The sequence below is a fragment of the Brevibacillus sp. 1238 genome, assembly GCF_029892995.1.
Lineage (GTDB): Bacteria > Bacillota > Bacilli > Brevibacillales > Brevibacillaceae > Brevibacillus > Brevibacillus parabrevis.
This window is the reverse complement of sequence record NZ_JARXWC010000005.1, coordinates 322,297-340,977: the sequence shown is the minus strand read 5'-3', so window position 1 is coordinate 340,977 and position 18,681 is coordinate 322,297. Positions and strand designations below refer to the sequence as shown.

The following is an 18,681-nucleotide window of genomic DNA, read 5'->3' as shown; positions in this document are numbered from 1 at the left end:
AAGCCTGCAAACCCGGTTGTAGTTGATCATGGGAGCTTTCTTTCGTTATCATAGAAGAGAACACCTATCTGTTTTGGAGGTTTTGCTGGAAACCAAAATTTTACCAAAAACAGACGGTGTTTTTCTATTTTTTTCTCGAAAGTTGGGAAAATTGCCTCAGATTATCAGTTGCATAGCGGAAAGGAGGCTCACAGCTACTCATTCATCCATCTTTTCCATACTTCTAAGATGAAGAGGAAGGTGCCATGTGGATCAAAAAACATTGATTACCAAGCAGCGCAATAAAATTGTCATTTGCATTGGATGGCTTATGGTAGTACTGCAAGTAGCGATCGATATAACACGAGGTTTAAGCCTTGCTTTTGTCATTCAGTGGTTCGTGTTTGCCGGGATTTGTTTGCTGCTGATGTGGATGAACCGCGCAGCGAAAACCATTTTGCTCATTCCGTATGTCTTGGTTGGCGTCCTTTCTCTTATTTGTGTTATGCATTTGCTTACTTTTCCCCGGACAGCCGAGAGGAGTATGCTAAATTTGTTCGAGTACCTCGCTCTTGTATCTCTTTATCCCAACTATCGCCCTGTTATCGCGATGTCAGTTGTAGCCATCATTACTGCGAATCTAGGTCAATATCTGAATGTTTATGCAGATGCAAATAATGTTCCGCTCGTCGTGGTTGCCATCATCACGATCTATGTCGCAAAGCTTAACGAGAACGTGTATTTGCAAGCGGAAAGCCGGCATAAGGAAACGCTGTTTGCTAAACAGCAAATCGAGCAAATTTTTGGTAAGGTGTTACATTCGGTGGAGACGCTTAAACAATTCAGCTTGTCGCTAAAAGATAATGTCCTTTTTACGGAACGCGTCTCTCGGGAAGTATTGACGTCTTTTTCCGAGGTGGCTAAAGGCGTGCAACTGCAGGCAGCAAGTGTCGGCGATATCTCCAACTCCGTACAAGATTCAAATCATGGAGTTCAGCGAGTAGCCGCCAGTTCGCAGCGCATGAAAGATTTAACATTAGCGACTGTGAAGGTAACGGAAGAAGGAAATGAACAGGTGTCGACGCTAACGAAACAAATGGCTCATATCAGTACGATCATCGATAAAACCGTGACGTTGATGAACGAGCTTCATGAACGAAATCAGCAAATCGGTTCTGTTCTTTCCAAGATTAGCGAGATCTCCAACCAAACCAACCTGCTGGCCTTGAATGCTGCCATCGAAGCAGCGCGTGCGGGAGAGCACGGGCGGGGTTTTGCCGTGGTTTCTGATGAAGTGAGGAAGCTGGCTGTCCATTCACAGCAATCGACGGAAGAAATAGCAGGCATATTGGTGGATATCCAAAATAAAACAAGCGACCTTGCCAAGCAAATCATTACCGGACAAGCCGCTGTTGTAGACAGTCAAAACGCTGCGCAGCACACAGAATCCATATTAAAACAAATTACAAATAACGCGAATAGCGTTGTCATTCAAGCGGGCGAGGTTGAGACGCTCATTCATGCGTTGGAGAATGGCTCGCTGCGGATTGTGGATGAAATCACCCAGATTTATAGCGTAACGGAACAATCGAGTGCGTCGGTAGAGCAAGTATTGGCGAGTGTAGACGAACAAACAGAACGGATCGAACAAATTGTGGCAAGCTTTAGAGAGCTGGAGCTGCTTACCGATACGTTAAGCAGCTTGGCTGTGGAGTCTGGGAAGTAGCTATGATCTGATAGTATCCCCTTTAAGTAGACATGGCGTGAAAAGCGCACAATGGTTTACTTGGAGGGGCTTTTTTGTAATTTTATGCAAGAAAAGTAGTTTAGCTATCAAACAAATCGGGTAAAGATTTCGTGTGGAAAAAAATCCAAGGCATTATTTGAAAGTTAACCCACATTTTTACTTTCGTGTGCTATAGTAAATTTATAAACAAAATACGACAAAAAATGACAAAGGCAAACCTGTTGAAAGGCAGGGACGCAAAGCCACGGGTCTAAGGCAAGCAGATTGCATTTCTCTGCTGCTACGATAGCCGGGTTGCCATGCCGAACGCAAAAAGGCTGTCCGGGTGGCAGTCTTTTTTGTTGTGAAAAAAAGGATAGGAGGTACACCGTGTGATGGAATCAAGTCTAAAGAAAAAGTTAATTGTCGTTATGTGCCTGCTTTTGATCATCAGCTTGGGCACGGTATGCGGGGCCAGCTACTACAGCTCTTCGCAATTGCTATCATCGAGCCTGGACAAAGAAGCGGAACTGACAGCCAGCAATCTATCCATCCGTATCGACAGCTTCTTCCAGGAAAAAATCGGAATCGTGGAAACAGTCGGGGAGATGATGTCCTCAGACAACAATTTCGAGCATGACTTGAGGCTGATTCAGGAAGCGCAAAAGAAAAACCCTGAGTTTGAAACGTTTTTCTTTTCCTATGACTTGAGCGGCAAAAAGGTCATCAACTTCAAAGGAGAGGAAACCAATCCTTCCGACCGTCCGCATTTTCAGGAAGCAGGAAAAGGCGAAGGGAAAATCATCGTATCCGAGCCGGTTGTTTCCCAACGGACAGGCAATAACATTGTGACGGTCATTTTGCCATTGATGAAAGACAACCGCCAATACGGCTATGTCGGCTCTACTATCCCAATCAATGAGATTCAAAAAACGGTTTCCGAAGAGAAATTCGGGCACAGCGGCTATGCTTTTCTCGTCAGCAAAAAAGGAACGTATATCTGGCATCCGAATAGCGAGTTCATTTTGAAGCAATCCGTGCTGGAAAGCGACATTCCCGAGCTGAAAACGGCATTTGAAGCGACGCAGCAAGGCGGGCATGGAATTATTCAATACCAGCAGGAGCAAACAGCGCAGTTCTCCTCGTACGCATCGACGAAACTGAACTGGGGCGTATTCATCACGGCTCCGGTCAAAGATTTGCACGCTCCGGTAAATGAGCTGTCGATCAAGCTGCTTGCGATTTCACTGGTTGTGTTGGCGCTCGGGATCATTTTCGTATACTGGCTGTCTGTTCGCCTGGTGAAACCGATTCAGCGTCTGAACCAAGTGGTCAATGTGGTGGCGCAAGGGAATCTCACGCAGACCGTTACGGTAGACGGCAAGGATGAGCTTGCGGTGCTTTCCCGTGACTTCAACCAGACTGTTGCCCACTTGAAAGGTCTGATTGAGGGGGTATCGCAATCTTCCGAGCAGGTGCTGCGCTTTACTCAGGAAGTATCGGCAGGCATTGAGCATGCGACGGAAAACGTCAATCGCATCGGGCAATCGATCAATCAAATTGCAGGCGGAGCGGAAGCGCAGGCGACCAGCTCCAAAGATGTCGCGCTGTCCATGAATGATATGGCAGCAGGGATCGTGAAAATCGCCGAGACATCTGCGCATGTTTCCGAGGCGGCGCGCGAGGCTTCGGAACAGGCTGAGCAAGGAACGACTGTCGTGGAGCAGGCGGTGCGGCAAATGGGCAGCATCGGCGAAGGAACGACCAAAGCAACTGAGGCCATCGAACGTTTGAACAGCCGCTCCAAGGAAATCGAAGGGATTCTCGATACGATCAGCCAGTTGACGTCGCAAATCAACCTGCTCGCTCTCAATGCGTCGATTGAGGCTGCGCGGGCTGGCGAGCATGGACGAGGCTTTGCCGTCGTGGCCGGAGAAGTGAAAAATCTCGCTCACCAATCCGAGGAATCGGCTGCGAAAATAGCGACACTGATTCACGAAATCCAACAGGATACCCGTCATGCCGTCGAAGTGATGAACACAGGCAACCGCGAAGCGCACGAAGGAATCACGATGATTGAAGAAGTCCGGGAAATTTTTGCGCATATTTTGGAGTCTTCCCGCAATGTTGCTGCCCATATTTTGGAGGTGTCAGCAGCATCGGAAGAAATGTCCGCAGGCTCCGAGCAGGTGAGCGCCTCGGTGGATGAAATGCATCATATCGCGAAGCTCGCTACTTCTGATGCCCAAAAGGTTGTGGAGGCAACAGCCGAGCAGCTTCAGGCCATTCAAGATATCGCCCGTTCCGTCGAGCATTTGAACGCCGTGACGGAAGAACTGCAACAAGGGGTTGGCAAGTTTAGCCTGTAGGTCCCATCCCTGTTAAAGGGGGGATGCGATATAAGGGATGAGACAGTTTGAACAAAGCAAGACAAACAAAGAGAGCAACAACCAGGAGGAGAAGAAACCGATGAACAAGTGGACCAAAAGAATGGTGGCGAGCACACTCGCTGCAACATTGCTGATGACTGGAACCGGAGCGTTTGCCGCAACTGCGGGAACACCGAATGGACAAGCCGTGGCGGTAGAAGCGGCCAAAAAACAGGACAATAAAAAGTTTGAGTCCCGCCTCGACGAGATCATCGCACGAGGATATATTGTGGTGGGAACGCCTGGGGACTACAAGCCGTTCACATATTTGAATCCGAAGACGAACGAGTTTGAAGGCTACGACATTGACGCCATGAAAGAGTTCGCCAAAAGCCTGGGCGTAGAGGCGCGCTTTGTGCAGACTTCATGGCCGACGATGATGGACGATCTGCTGGCAAACAAATTCGACATCGCGGTAGGCGGCGTGACACGCAACACGGATCGGCAGAAAAAAGCGCACATGGGCGATCCGTACATCGAATTTGGCAAAGCGCCGTTGATTCGCGCGCAAGACAAGGACAAGTACAAGAGCCTGGCCGACATTAACAAGAAAGAAGTGCGAATCGGGGTAAATCCGGGCGGCACCAATGAAAAGTTCGTGCGTGACTATTTGAAAAACGCGACCGTGACTGTCGTGCAAAACAATCTGGACATCCCGGGCCTTGTCGCAAACGGCACGTACGATGTCATGATCACCGATACGATTGAAGCGATGGTTTACTCCAAAGCAGACTCCCGCCTGTACGCTGCTTTGACCGACAAGCCGTTTACCCGCAGCGAAAAGGCGTACATGATTCCGCGTGGCGACTTTATTTTTGCCAGCTATCTCGATGTGTGGATGGACGAAATGAAGCTGCAAGGAAAATTCGATGAGCTGTTCCACAAATGGGTAAAATAAGCGTCGAGTCGAATAATCGATCGCAATGATGCAAAGCAGCAGCCCTGTCTGGAGTGTCCCGGCAGGGCTGTTTTGTTTTTTATGTGTTTCGCCGTATATTCTGACAAAAATCGGTTGATACTAAAAGGGAAATGGGCATAAATCCCGTTTGCAATTTTTCCAGATGCATGATACGATTACAGCTATGTTCTTTGTAGGGTGCTTATGTACAATCGGAGATAAAAGGGCATGTTCCGGCTGTAAGGAATAGTGCCCTTTTTTAGTGAGAATTTTATAGAAGAAGGTAAAGTAAAAGGAGACTGACGTTCATTGACTACTTTTTTTGATTTTGGATTGCATCATTCTATTGTGAGAGCTCTTGGCAACATGGGGTTTGAAGAGGCGACAGCCATTCAGGAGCAAACTGTTCCTGTAGCCTTGCAAGGCCGCGATTTGATTGGACAGGCGCAAACAGGTACAGGAAAAACCGCTGCTTTCGGTATTCCGCTGGTTGAGCGCCTGGATGAAAACAACGGCAATATTCAAGGGGTTGTACTGACACCGACCCGTGAGCTGGCTGTGCAGGTAGCAGAGGAAATCAACAAAATTGCCCAGTTCAAAAACATTTCCGCTCTGCCAATTTACGGCGGTCAAGACATTACCCGCCAAATCAAGGCGCTGAAAAAGCGCCCGCAAATCATCGTAGCGACGCCTGGCCGTTTCATGGACCACATGAGAAGAAGAACGATCCGCCTCGATGCGATCGAGATCGTTGTTCTGGACGAAGCAGATGAAATGCTGAACATGGGCTTCATCGACGATATCAAGGAAATTTTGCAAGAAGTTCCTGACAATCGTCAAACCTTGCTGTTCTCTGCAACTATGCCGAGAGCGATTCAGGAAATTGCTCAGCAGTTCATGAGCGAGCCGACGCTGATTTCCGTCAAACCGAAAGAAGTAACGGTGCCAAACATTGAGCAGCAATACATGGAAGTTGCCGAGAAGCAAAAATTCGACGTTCTGTGTCGTCTGCTTGACATTCATTCCCCTGAATTGGCGATCATTTTCGGTCGTACCAAGCGCAGAGTGGATGAACTGTCCGAGGCTCTGACCAAGCGCGGTTACGGCGCTGAAGGAATCCATGGCGATTTGAACCAGGCAAAACGCGACAGCGTGCTGCGCAAGTTCAAGGAAGGTACGATCGAAGTGCTGGTTGCGACAGACGTAGCTGCCCGCGGTCTGGATATCAGCGGCGTTACGCACGTATTCAACTTCGACATTCCGCAAGACTCGGAAAGCTACGTTCACCGTATCGGCCGTACTGGTCGTGCCGGGAAGACTGGTCTTGCCATCACGTTTGTCACTTCCCGCGAGATCGACCACCTGCGTCTGATCGAGCGCGCGACAAACCGCCGTATGGAGCGTCGTTCTGTGCCTAGCATGAGCGAAGCGCTGGAAGGTCAACAACGTTTGACCGTGGAGAAAATTTTGGAGGCGTCTGGCCGCGATGACTTGAGCGCCTACAAAACATTGGCCGAGCAATTGCTGGAAGATATCGATTCCGTGACGCTCGTATCTGCTGCACTCAAGCTGCTGACCAAAGAGCCGGATCAAACTCCGGTTCGCCTGACAGAAGAAGCGCCTCTGCGTGTCGGCAAGAAAAAAGCGTTCCCGAAAGGCAAAGGCGGATACGGTTCTGGCTCCGGCTTTGGAAGCAAACGCCCACCTCGTCCACGCGGTGGAGAGTTCCGTCCTCGCAGCGGCGATTCCCGTCCGCGCAGTGGAGAATCTCGCCCACGCAGCACAGAGTCCAGCGGAAGACCATACAGCAACAAACAACGATAAGAATGCAAGAGCCGATGCGACGAAAAGCGCATCGGCTTTTTTTGCATACAAGCGGGGCGGCAGGGCAAACTACTGATTGATTTGGAGGAAGGAGTGAGTGCAATCATGAAAAAGTCGATTGGCTGGACCACAGCCGTTGCGCTGGCAAGTGTACTTGGAACAGCCATGCCAGCCCCGCTGCACGCTGAGAAAGCACAGGCAACAGACGTAAAGCCGATGCGAATTACAGAGGAGCAAGCGAAGCAAATCGCTTTGCAGCAAATAAAAGGACGCGTGCTGCACTCGGAGTTGGATACGGAAAATGGCGTGCTGGTCTATGAGTTTATTATTCTTACCGACCAGAACCAGGTGTACGAGGTAGAGGTCAATGCAGAAACGGGAAAGGTCATGAAGGTGGAGAGAGAAGATTTTTGAGGAAAAAGAGACTTCTGCTCGTCGGAGCGGGAGTCTCTTTTTTTGCTGCTATTAAGTTTTGGCAACAACGAGAACGACAAATGCGAGCTTTGATTTTGTTGTGGCGCGTATGTAAACGCTTTATATTTGAGGTGTGCACATTATCTGTTTAATCATGTCAACATTTTTATAGAAAAGGTAAAGGAGGGTCCAGTATGGAGAATTTGGCGACAAAGAACCAGTCTTCTGGTGGAGTGCGCGTCTCGGTACAAAAATTTGGACGGTTTCTCAGTGCGATGGTCATGCCAAACATCGGTGCGTTTATTGCCTGGGGATTGATTACGGCATTGTTCATCCCGACAGGATGGCTGCCTAACGAAAACCTGGCGAAACTGGTCGGGCCGATGATTACGTATTTGCTGCCGCTGTTGATCGGATACACGGGCGGGAAAATGGTTCACGATGTACGTGGTGGTGTCGTGGGGGCTGTCGCCACGATGGGGGTCGTAGTCGGGTCAGATATCCCGATGTTTTTAGGGGCAATGATCATGGGGCCTCTGGGCGGTTGGGTCATGAAAAAAGTCGACCGACTGTTCGAAGGCAAAATTCGCTCCGGTTTTGAAATGCTGGTCAACAACTTTTCCGCAGGGATTATCGGTGCATTGCTGACGCTGCTCGCTTTCCTGGCGATTGGTCCGGTCGTGACGGGTCTTAGCAAGGCGCTGGCATCAGGCGTGCAGGTCATCGTCAATGCAGGGTTGCTCCCGCTGGCGAGCATTTTGGTCGAACCGGCAAAAATGCTGTTCCTCAACAACGCGATCAATCACGGTATTTTCAGCCCGATTGGTCTGGATGAAGCGGCGCGCACAGGAAAATCGATCTTTTTCCTGCTGGAGACCAACCCTGGCCCAGGTTTGGGAATCCTACTGGCATACTGGCTGGCAGGTCGAGGCAATGCCAAGCAATCGGCGCCAGGTGCTGTTATCATTCACTTCTTCGGGGGGATTCACGAGATTTACTTCCCTTACATTTTGATGAATCCGCGTCTCGTTTTGGCGGTAATCGGCGGCGGGATGGCAGGGGTCTTCACCTTTACGCTGCTCGGCGCAGGGCTGGTGGCACCGCCATCGCCAGGCAGTATCTTCGCACTCAGCGCCATGGCTCCGCGCGGCGGATTGCTTCCGGTATGGGCAGGGGTCGTTGCCGCAACCGTTGTCTCGTTCCTCATCGCTTCGGCTTTGTTGAAAATGAGCAGCAAGACCGAAGAAGACGAGTTGGACAAGGCGACAGAGAAAATGCAGGAGCTGAAAGGCAACAAGCAGCCGGCAGCAGCAGGGCAAGAAGCTGCGGCAACAAAAGAAATCGCGGCAGCGGACGTGAAGAAAGTGGTGTTTTCTTGCGACGCCGGAATGGGTTCCAGCGCGATGGGAGCAGCTTCCTTGCGCAAAAAGTTCAAGGATGCCGGAATTAGCGAAATCACCGTCATCAACACAGCTATTAACGATATCCCCAATGATGCCGATATCGTGATTACACACAAGTCGCTGACAGAGCGGGCGAAGGCAAAAGCACCGACTGCCGAGCACATCTCGATCGATAACTTCTTGAATAGTCCGGAGTATGACAAGTTGGTCAAACGACTGGGGTAAAAGGGGATCAACGCTAGTGAAAGCTAGCGTTTTCCCTCTTTGGCGTTAAGGAGGGAACACGGCATGCAAGTATCCTCGCGACAGCGATCCATCATGGAGATTTTATTGCAGGAGGAAAAGGGCATCACCGTGGCGCAGATCGCCGAGCGAATCGGCGTAAGCACCCGGACCGTACACAGGGAGCTGGACGCATTGGCCCCGCTCTTTGCGAAAAACGAACTGGAGCTGGTGAGAAAGACGGGGGCCGGGGTGGAGGTCGCAGGGACAGCGGAGCAAAAGCTTGCTTTGAAAATGTCTGTTTTGCACCAAACGACGACCGAATTTACCGCAGAGGAACGCAAGGCGATTATTATGTGCTCCCTCTTGGCAGCCACGGAGCCAGTCAAGCTGATCTCGCTCGCCATTGATCTGAAAGTGACGACTGCTACGATCAGCCACGACCTGGACGACCTGGAAGAGCTTTTGGGACGGTACGACCTGACTCTTTTGCGAAAGCGGGGATACGGCGTCGAACTGCTGGGAAATGAAGCTTCCAAGCGAAGGGCGATCAGCCGTTTGATAGCCGAGCACCTCGATGACCATGAGCTGATCGGGGTGATCAAGGAGAACATTCAAAACAAGACGACACGGGACATGGATTCGATTTCCCGGCGTCTGCTCTCCCTGATCGATCGGGATAAGCTGATCAAGGTAGAAAATGCTCTCAGTCATCTCGAAGCCGAGCTGCCGTACCCGCTTGCAGACAGCGCCTACATCGGTCTGGTTGCCCATTTGGCCTTGGCGATCGAGCGGATTGAAAAAGGCGAGAAAATTCGCTTCGACGAGCATACGTGGAACGAGCTAATCGGAACGCCGGAGTTTGTGATTGCCGAAAACATCATGGAACGGCTGCGGCACATTTTTCAGATGGAGATTCCTCGGGATGAAATCGGGTATATTACGATGCATTTGCGAGGAGCGAAGCTGCGCCATTCCCACGACGATTACGTCTGGCCGGAAAATACGGAGCTTGCCGCTCTGACTGGGCGATTCATCGCTTTGTGCGAAGAACGGCTCGGGCTTTCGCTGCGAGACGACTCTTCCTTGTTTCACGGGCTGTTGACGCACTTGGAGCCAGCCTTGTACAGACTCAGGCGCAAGATGGAGATTCACAATCCGATTCTTGGGCAAATCAAACAAAACTACCCGGAGCTGTTTGCGGTTGCCAAGGAAGCGATGGCAGCGCTTTTGCCGGAACTGCCAGTGCCGGACGAAGAGATCGGTTACCTGGTCATGCACTTGGGAGCAGCGCTGGAACGAGGCAGGCAGGAGCAGCAGCGATACCGGGCACTGGTCGTCTGTTCAAGCGGAATCGGTTCCTCGAAAATATTGGCGACGCGCATCAAAAAAGAGATTCCCGAAATCGTCAGCTTGAAAAACTTGTCCATGTTCGATGTAGGAAGTGTGCCGCGAAGCGATTACGACTTGATTATTTCTACCTTGCCGCTGTCGTTTGATCCCGCGGAATACGTAGTCGTCAGCCCGCTTTTGCCGCAGGATGATATTCAAAAGATCAAGTTTCATTTGCATAACCGCCCTGTTCAAGTAGAGCCGATGAAAAAAAGCAAGGGAATGCCGCCACTAGGAAAGCAAGCGCAGGCGCAGTTGAAGTCGATGCAGCTGTATGCCGCTTTTGCCAACCAGATCATCGACGGTTTACGGCAAAGCACAGTGAGCAATGTAGCGCGCGATATGCCCAGCGTCCTGCACGATATTTGTTCGGAGCTGGAACAGCGAGGGGCGATATACGCTGTCGATCCGGTCGTGCAGCAGCTGATTGAACGCGAAAAGCTCGGCGGGCTGGGAATACCGGGAACCGCAATGGCCCTGTTTCACGGCAGGAATGAGGCGGTAACGACAGCCTCGTTCACGATTCATTTTCTGGAGCAGCCTGTGCGGCTAAGATCGATGGATGAAGAAGAGATGTCCGTTGATTTGCTGTTGCTTTTGCTCGGGCCAAAAGAAGTGCCCAAGGAAGGGCTGGAGGTGCTCAGCGAGGTCAGCTCGCTTTTGATTGAGGAAGAGATGCAGGAATTGTTGAAGACAGGAGAAATACAGCACATTGCTGATTATATAGCAGGCAAGTTGTATGCCTTTTGCCTGAAAAAGACTGGATGGGAGAGAGTGTAATGAAAAACATACTGACTACAGAAAAAATCATGCTGAATGCCAAAGTAGCAAACAAGGAAGAAGCGATCAGACTGACGGGCGAGCTGTTGGTGCGCGCTGGTCACGTCACGGCGTCTTACGTTGAAAAAATGCAGGAACGCGAAGGACTGGCAACTACTTATATCGGCAGCGGTGTAGCGATCCCGCACGGAACGAACGAAGCCAAGGCAGATATTCTTTCCACAGGGATTTCTGTCGTGCAAGTGCCGGACGGAGTTGATTTTGGCGAAGGAAGTGTGGCGTATTTGCTGGTGGGAATTGCGGCCGTAGGAGATGAGCATCTGGAGGTGCTGTCCAATATCGCTATTCTGTGCTCCGAGGAGGAAAACGTGAAACGGATCGTCCATGCTTCCTCTGCTGAAGAAATCATTGCGATGTTCACAGAGGAGGTGTAAGCGCTCATGCTGGCAGTCCATTTCGGAGCAGGGAATATCGGTCGGGGCTTTATCGGACAGTTGCTGAGCAAGGCTGGCTACGAAGTCGTGTTCGTCGACGTCAATACGGCATTGGTTGATGAGCTTAACCGCAGAAAAATGTATCAAGTGCAGCTGGCAACGGCAGGAAATCCGCAATCCGTCGTGGAAGGAGTGCGTGCGATTCACGGTCAGGATATGGAAGCGGTCGCTGCTGCCATCGCTTCCGCCGACTTGGTGACGACTGCTGTAGGGCCAAATGTCCTCGGCCCGATTTCCGGAGCGATTGCGGCGGGAATCGAGAAGCGGCTTGCCGACAATCCGCAGCCATTGAACGTGATCGCTTGCGAAAACATGATTGGCGGAAGCGCCAAGCTGAAAGAGCACGTTTTTGCCCGGCTTGCGGAACCGCTTCAGGCGAAAGCAGAGCAGTTGATCGGGTTTCCGAACGCGGCTGTAGACCGCATCGTGCCGATTCAGCAGCATGAAGACAAGCTGCTGGTTACTGTCGAACCGTTTTTTGAATGGGTCGTAGACCGTTCGCAAATGGTTGGAGAGGTGCCGCAGATTGAAGGAATCACTTATGTGGATGACTTGGCTCCGTACATCGAACGAAAGCTGTTTACCGTAAATACGGGCCACGCTGTAATTGCCTATATGGGCTACCAGTTGGGGATGACAACGATTGATCAGGCTATGCAAAACGAAAAGGTCGCCAAGGCTGCCAGAGGCGCTCTGCAGGAAACGGGTGCCCTGTTGACCGCCAAGTACGGTTTTGACGCACAGGCGCACGGGCAGTACATCGAGAAAATATTGGGGCGCTTTGCCAATCCGCTGCTCTCGGACGACGTTGTCCGTGTGGGACGCTCGCCGCTTCGCAAGCTCTCACGGCATGACAGGCTGGTTGGCCCTGCTCTGGAATGTATGGACAGAGGAATCAGTCCGGAGCATTTGGGGATGGCGATTGCAGCGGCGCTGCTGTTTGATTATCCACAGGACGAAGAGGCGGCGCGCATTCAGTCAGATTTGAAGCTGTACGGTTGGGAATATGCATTGCACAATTGCACAGGCATTCCGGCAGGCCATCCGCTTGAGGAAGTCGTTCGCAGACAGGCGCGGTTGATGCAGGAGTGGACAAGTACCAAGTAAAGAAGGGTGGGTGCGGGGGATGTCCCAGAAAATCGTAGGTGTAAAAGCTTCTGTGGGGATTGCCATTGGCAAAGCGTTTTTGCTTGCGGCTCCTGACATGCAGATCAAGACGGTGGCAATTGAAGATGCTGCCAGCGAAATTCATCGCTTCGAGGCAGCGCTTGCGCGGGCAAAGGCAGATTTGCAGGAAATTGCCCAGCGTGTGGAGACAGAAATGGGCACAGAGCAAGCCGACATTTTCAGAGCCCATCTGCTCGTCCTGGAGGACCCGGAGCTTGTCGATACCGTCAAGGACAAGATTACGCAGGAGATGACAAACGCGGAGAGCGCGCTGCATGATGTGGCGCAAGCGTTTATCGGCCTGTTTGAACAAATGGACAACGACTACATGCGGGAACGTGCGGCGGACATTCGCGACGTCACGAAGCGTGTATTGGCATATTTGCTTGGAGTGAACTTTTTTCAACCCAGCTCATTGACGGAGGAAGTCATTATCGTGGCGGAAGATTTGACGCCGTCGGATACGGCTCAGCTTAACCGCCAATTTGTAAAAGGGTTCGTGACCGACATTGGCGGGCGCACCTCGCATTCGGCTATCATGGCGCGTTCCATGGAGATTCCGGCTGTAGTCGGGACGCAGAACATTACGAGTGCTGTCCAGACTTCTACGCTTATGATTGTGGACGGGCATGAAGGTGTCGTCATCATCGCTCCGAGCGAAGAAGAGGTCGCGCACTATACGCGCAAGCAAGCAGAAGACGCAGAGCAAAAGGCCGAGCTGGCAAAACTCGTTCACAACCAGACGGTTACGGCGGACCAGCATCACGTGGAGCTGGCAGCCAACATCGGAAGTCCGGCAGATGTGGCAGGAGCGCTGGCGAACGGCGCAGAAGGAGTCGGGCTGTTCCGCACCGAATTTTTGTACATGGGCCGGGATGATTTCCCGACCGAGGAAGAGCAGTATGTTGCGTACAAACAAGTGCTGACGAGCATGGGAGACAAGCCTGTTGTCATTCGCACACTGGACATCGGCGGAGACAAGCATCTGTCCTATCTGGACATGCCGGAAGAGATGAATCCGTTTCTGGGCTATCGCGCGATCCGGCTGTGTCTGGACAGACAGGAGCTTTTCCGCACGCAACTGCGCGCCTTGCTTCGCGCCGGGGTGCATGGCAACCTGAAAATCATGTTCCCGATGATTGCGACACTGGAGGAGTTCCGTCAGGCGAAAGCGATCCTGGAAGAAGAAAAGCACGCCCTGCAAAATAGCGGTGTAGCTGTATCCGATCGCTTCGAAGTGGGTATCATGATTGAGATCCCTGCTGCTGCCATGATGGCAGATGTATTCGCGCGTGAAGTGGACTTTTTCAGCATCGGCACCAATGACCTGATTCAATATACGATGGCAGCCGATCGAATGAACGAGCGGGTTGCGTATTTGTACCAACCTTACCATCCGGCTGTCCTGCGGCTTTTGCGCAATGTGATTCAAGCCGGGCACAAGGAAGGAAAATGGGTAGGAATGTGCGGCGAGATGGCAGGCGATCCTGTTGCCGTACCGATTCTGTTGGGACTCGGCCTCGATGAGTTCAGCATGAGTGCGAGCAGCATTTTGCCCGCCCGCAAGCAGCTGAGTCTTCTTTCCCGAGAAGAAATGGAAAAGCACATCGACACCATTTTGCAAATGAGTACGTCCGCGCAAGTAGAGGCGTTCGTCAAAACAACGATCATGAAAGATGGCATCTAAGGAGGCAAGATCATTATGGTGGAGAAAAAAATCGTCGTTCAACTGGCGCACGGCTTGCACGCCAGACCAGCGGCCAACTTCGTGAAAACAGCCACGACGTTTTCCAGCGAGATCAAGATTGTCAAAAACGAGAAGACGGTCAACGGAAAGAGCATCATGGGCATCATGGCCTCGGCGATCGCTAAAGGCGAAGAAATTACGCTGATTGCTGATGGCGTAGACGAGAACGAAGCGATTGCTGCTTTGGAAGCGGTGCTGACTTCCCAGGAATAGTGTGAATAACGTGCAAAAGCTCCCTTATCCGGGGAGCTTTTTTGTTTGGTTATCTACTGTTGAAAAAGGGGTCAGGCGTTTGGCTTGCCGCTGCTCATTGAGCAAAAGCTCTAATTGAGTGCGGACTTGTTCGACATAGGGAGTGGACAGGGCAGGGAAGGCGAGGTTGTGCATTTCCCACGGGTCTGTCGTGAGATTGTACAATTCGTATTCCGGTTCGATCGGCGGGGGAGGCTGGCCCGGTGCAGAGGGTGCAGCAAAATAACGGGAGTATTTCCACAGCTCCCAATGCCCATCTGTGGGCAAGTAAGCTATTACGCTTTCCAACAAGTTAGGCTCGATCACAGAGTGGTAAGGCTGACCGAGCAGACTGACTTGATGCTGGCCTTTTGTCACATCATCCTCTGACATGAAGTAAAGCGGGCCGAAATCATCTGGCTGTATCTCGCCGCCACTGACAATCAGCGATGAAAAATTATTTCCCACGAAAGGGCGGGTTTCGCTGTGAGTAAGCTGCAATTGTTCGGCGAGCGCGGGCACGTCGGCTTGCACGCAGCCGAGCAAGGTCGGGAGGATATCCACATGGCTTGTCAGCATTTCAGTAGACAGCGACTGTGGAAAAAGCAACGGATTGTGGATAATGAGCGGAATGTGGATGGCTTCTTCGTAGGCGCAATACCATTTTTGATGGAGATTTCCGTGGGCGCCGAGCAGTTCTCCGTGGTCCGCTGTGAAGACAACGAGCGTTTCCGGGTAAAACGATGTCGCCGTCAACGCCTGCAGCACGCGCATGACCTGCTGGTCGGCGTTTTTTTGCAATTGAAAGTACAGACGGCGGTAAAAGTCGTCGTCAGAGATGGGCTGGAATGCTTGTGGATAAACATCGCGGTAGCTCGCCTGGCAGCGAGGTTTCGTCAACAAAGATTCGTTTTGCGTCGGCGAAGGCGGAATGTCGGGGATGGAGTCATCCACATGAAAGCGAAAAAGCGGAACTTGAGCGGAGATATCCCCATAAAGAGCGATATCGTGTGGATTGACGAAAGAGGCGACGACAAACCATGGCTGATACTCATCAGGGTGCGCCAACTGTTGTTTCTCCTGTTCGAGCCAAAACAACAGATGGATCATCTCGCTGCCGTACACGACGTCTCGCCCGTTTACACCGATGGCAGCGGAGGAGCCGGAATTGTGTGGCGCTCTGCCGTGCGGTTCAGGGCCGATCCAGCCGGAAAAGCCGTATCCGTCCAGCCGATCCGCCAGCCAGTACAAGCTTTCCTTTTGCAGATCGGGAATCCCTGTGACGGAGTCGTAGCTCAGAACAGGGACATGCGTGCCCGGTATCCAAATATCGCCGTCAGAGATGTGCCACTTGCCTTTGTAATACGTTCGATAGCCCGCCGCACGGAAGTAGTCGCCCATCGTCGGCACGGTGTTGGGATCGAGCCAAAACATGTCGCTGTCCGGGGAGAGTTTGGCGACGCCGCTCGTCTGCGTGACCCCGTGCAGAGAAGGGTATTGGCCTGTGAACAGCGTCGTTCTGCTAGGCGAGCAGGCTGTTGCGCCTGCATAGTGGCGCTTGAACTCCATGCCGTGCCTGCGCAAAAACGAGTGGGCAGGCAGAGCTTCCTCGCGCCATGTGCGCAAGCTGCTCTCCTCGTACGCTGGCGGAAACCGTTCCTGGTCGACGATGATCAACAGGATGTTCGGACGTGTCTTGAAAGCACAACTCGACATATCGACGCCTCCAGATGAGATGTACACACTGTTATCAACATATGGGGATAAGCTTTGTCCTTATCCACAAAAAATCGCCTCGCTGTGCGCAAGGCGACATGATTGTTCCACAGTTAAATCAACACGTAAGAGAGCAGTGACAAAAGCACGGAGGTGATCGACATGGCAATCAGCGGTTTCGCTGCTTTCGTGCGCAGGGCACGCAGATTGACGTTCAGCCCAAGACCGACCATTGCCATCGTGAGGACGAAGGTGGTCACGTGGGCTACTCCGGTGTTGAAGGACTCGGAGACGGGAATTTGTTTTCCCAGCACATAGCTTCCAAACAGGCTCATGACGAGAAAGCCGATCAAAAACCAGGGGAACTCGACTTTTGCTTCTCCTTGCAGTTTGCCGCTGCGTTTCATCCAGAACATCAGGAGAAAACAGAGCGGAACCAGGAGGAGGACGCGGCCCAGCTTGGCTAAAAGCCCGATCGCCAGACCATCCTGCCCGGCGGGAGCAGCAGCGAGTGCAACGTGGGCGATTTCGTGCAAGCTGATGCCGGACCACATGCCGTAATCAATGGCAGTCAGCGGCAAAAACGGGCGAAGCACCGTGTAGAGAATCGCAAAAATGGTTCCGACCAAGGCGATAATGCCTACGCCGATGGCGGTGTCTTCCTCTTTGGCCTGAATGATCGGGGAAACGGCGGCAATCGCTGCCGCTCCACAGACTCCTGTCCCGACGCCGAGCAAGAGGGAGAGGGAGGCGTCGGCTTTCAGCCATTTGGCGAGCAGCACAGTAAGCGCGATAGCGAATACGATGACTCCGGCGTCGTAGACGAGCAAGCCTAAACCTTGGTGCAAAACGACATCGACATTCAGCTTGAGACCGTACAAGATGATGGCGAGCCGCAGCAAGCGTTTTGCCGAGAACTGAATGCCAGCGCGCAACGCCTCCGGATAGCCCCAAAACTGGCGATACGCGACCGCAATCAGGATGGCACAGGCGAGTGGCCCGACCCGGTCAAAGCCGGGAACTTGAGCCAAACCGTAGCCGAGCACGGCAACGAGAAACGTAAAGGCGACGCCCGCTATCCACAGCGGAAGCGAGGCGGGAGTGTTTGTATGCTTGCTTTTGGATTGAGCAGATGGATGATGGCTGTCGTTCAATGGCGCGCTTTCGTTAAGCGGGGAAGCCATTGCAATCACTCCTTGAAAAGTTTTGACAACCAAAGCATAAAACAACTGTTACAATAAGAAAAATAAATGATTGATATAATGACAATAAGTGATTTTGTATAGTAGAGACAATCGAGGGAGGGATGCTTGCGTGGATCAGCAATTGCGTGTGTTTGTCACGGTGGCAGACAGGCAAAATTTTTCGCGGGCCGCAGAGGAATTGCACATGACCCAGCCTGCGGTTAGCCAATACATTTTGTCGTTGGAGCGGACGATCGGAACCAAACTGTTGGAGCGCAACAACAAATACGTCCGGTTGAACAAGGCGGGCGAAATTGTTTACCACCATGCCCGGGAAATATTGGGGCTGTACACGCGCATGCAAAGCCTCGTCGATGACTTGATGAACACGCCGAGCGGGCATTTGACGATTGGCGCCAGCTATACGTATGGCGAGTACGTCCTGCCACATGTGATCGCCAAGCTGCGCAAGGACTATCCGCTGATCACTCCGACGATCACGATTCACAATTCAACCGTGATTGTGGATCTGGTGGCAACCCGGCAGCTTGATGTAGGGATCGTCGAAGGGGAGTACGTCAATGACAAAATGTGCATCGAGCCATTTGCCGACGATCGCATGTACGTGATTATCTCTCCCGGTCATCGGCTGGCGAGCAAACAAGAAGTCAGCATCCATGATTTGATGGAGGAAACCTGGATCGTGCGGGAGGAAGGCTCAGGAACGAGGGAAGCGGCGGAAAAAATGTTTCGTCAGCTCCAGTTTCAGCCACAGAAGCGAATGGAGTTTGGCAGTACCCAAGTCATTAAGGAATCGGTCGAGGCTGGCTTGGGGATCAGTCTGCTCTCGTATTGGGCGATTCGCAAAGAACGTCAGCTCGGCACGCTCTGTACGCTGAAAATAGCGGGAACGCCCGTGACGCGGGACTTTTCGCTGGTGACGAAATCGAACGAATTTCAGACGCGGGCGCTGGAAATTTTCATGGATCTCATTCGTTCCCATCTGCAAGAAGGATCGCACGTATAAAAAGGGAAGCAGCACCGTCGATCAGACGCGCTGCTTCCTTTTTCATAT

At 51.9% G+C, this 18,681-nt stretch carries 14 protein-coding genes and 1 riboswitch; of the genes, 12 read left to right on the top strand and 2 right to left on the bottom strand.

Annotated features, from left to right (window positions below):
- Positions 1-247 precede the first annotated feature (247 nt).
- The 11 genes from M2298_RS15165 (at position 248) to M2298_RS15115 (ending at position 14,688) form a co-directional block, all read left to right on the top strand.
- A complete protein-coding gene (locus tag M2298_RS15165) occupies positions 248-1,705 on the top strand; it encodes a methyl-accepting chemotaxis protein (protein WP_122962471.1) in 1,458 nt (485 codons plus the stop codon).
- 222 nt (positions 1,706-1,927) lie between these two features.
- A riboswitch (cyclic di-GMP riboswitch) is annotated at positions 1,928-2,028 on the top strand.
- A gap of 72 nt (positions 2,029-2,100) precedes the next feature.
- The gene (locus M2298_RS15160) at positions 2,101-4,074 is read left to right on the top strand and encodes a methyl-accepting chemotaxis protein (RefSeq protein ID WP_122962472.1); all 1,974 of its coding nucleotides are present in this window, start codon (positions 2,101-2,103) and stop codon (positions 4,072-4,074) included.
- Positions 4,075-4,174: 100 nt separating this feature from the next.
- Positions 4,175-5,032: a transporter substrate-binding domain-containing protein gene (locus M2298_RS15155; RefSeq protein ID WP_173596448.1), complete on the top strand. Its 858-nt coding sequence runs from the start codon at positions 4,175-4,177 to the stop codon at positions 5,030-5,032.
- A gap of 309 nt (positions 5,033-5,341) precedes the next feature.
- The gene (cshA, locus tag M2298_RS15150; protein ID WP_122962473.1) at positions 5,342-6,856 is read left to right on the top strand and encodes a degradosome RNA helicase CshA; all 1,515 of its coding nucleotides are present in this window, start codon (positions 5,342-5,344) and stop codon (positions 6,854-6,856) included.
- 105 nt (positions 6,857-6,961) lie between these two features.
- Entirely contained in the window at positions 6,962-7,270 is a 309-nt protein-coding gene (locus M2298_RS15145) for a PepSY domain-containing protein (protein WP_229049766.1), read from the top strand.
- A 194-nt stretch (positions 7,271-7,464) separates the two neighbouring features.
- A complete protein-coding gene (locus M2298_RS15140; RefSeq protein ID WP_173596309.1) occupies positions 7,465-8,898 on the top strand; it encodes a PTS mannitol transporter subunit IIBC in 1,434 nt (477 codons plus the stop codon).
- Between the two features lie 63 nt (positions 8,899-8,961).
- Positions 8,962-11,067: a BglG family transcription antiterminator gene (locus M2298_RS15135; RefSeq protein ID WP_173599545.1), complete on the top strand. Its 2,106-nt coding sequence runs from the start codon at positions 8,962-8,964 to the stop codon at positions 11,065-11,067.
- Positions 11,067-11,501 carry a PTS mannitol transporter subunit IIA gene (locus M2298_RS15130; protein ID WP_217022071.1) on the top strand — a complete coding sequence of 145 codons (435 nt, stop codon included), beginning with the start codon at positions 11,067-11,069 and terminating at the stop codon, positions 11,499-11,501. Before M2298_RS15135 ends, M2298_RS15130 begins: the two co-directional genes overlap by 1 nt.
- A 6-nt stretch (positions 11,502-11,507) precedes the next feature.
- The gene (locus M2298_RS15125) at positions 11,508-12,668 is read left to right on the top strand and encodes a mannitol-1-phosphate 5-dehydrogenase (RefSeq protein ID WP_217022072.1); all 1,161 of its coding nucleotides are present in this window, start codon (positions 11,508-11,510) and stop codon (positions 12,666-12,668) included.
- 19 nt (positions 12,669-12,687) lie between these two features.
- Complete coding sequence (gene ptsP, locus M2298_RS15120) at positions 12,688-14,415, top strand: phosphoenolpyruvate--protein phosphotransferase (RefSeq protein WP_217022073.1); 1,728 nt, start codon at positions 12,688-12,690, stop codon at positions 14,413-14,415.
- A 15-nt stretch (positions 14,416-14,430) separates the two neighbouring features.
- The gene (locus tag M2298_RS15115; RefSeq protein WP_122962479.1) at positions 14,431-14,688 is read left to right on the top strand and encodes an HPr family phosphocarrier protein; all 258 of its coding nucleotides are present in this window, start codon (positions 14,431-14,433) and stop codon (positions 14,686-14,688) included.
- A gap of 24 nt (positions 14,689-14,712) precedes the next feature.
- Here M2298_RS15115 and M2298_RS15110 read toward each other — a convergent pair whose 3' ends face one another.
- Positions 14,713-16,422 carry a sulfatase family protein gene (locus tag M2298_RS15110; protein WP_280648671.1) on the bottom strand — a complete coding sequence of 570 codons (1,710 nt, stop codon included), beginning with the start codon at positions 16,420-16,422 and terminating at the stop codon, positions 14,713-14,715.
- A gap of 113 nt (positions 16,423-16,535) precedes the next feature.
- Positions 16,536-17,606: a YeiH family protein gene (locus tag M2298_RS15105; protein ID WP_217022075.1), complete on the bottom strand. Its 1,071-nt coding sequence runs from the start codon at positions 17,604-17,606 to the stop codon at positions 16,536-16,538.
- A 130-nt stretch (positions 17,607-17,736) separates the two neighbouring features.
- On the opposite strand from M2298_RS15105, the gene M2298_RS15100 reads away from it, so the two are divergent.
- A complete protein-coding gene (locus tag M2298_RS15100; protein WP_173596315.1) occupies positions 17,737-18,633 on the top strand; it encodes a LysR family transcriptional regulator in 897 nt (298 codons plus the stop codon).
- The last annotated feature ends 48 nt before the right edge of the window (positions 18,634-18,681 follow it).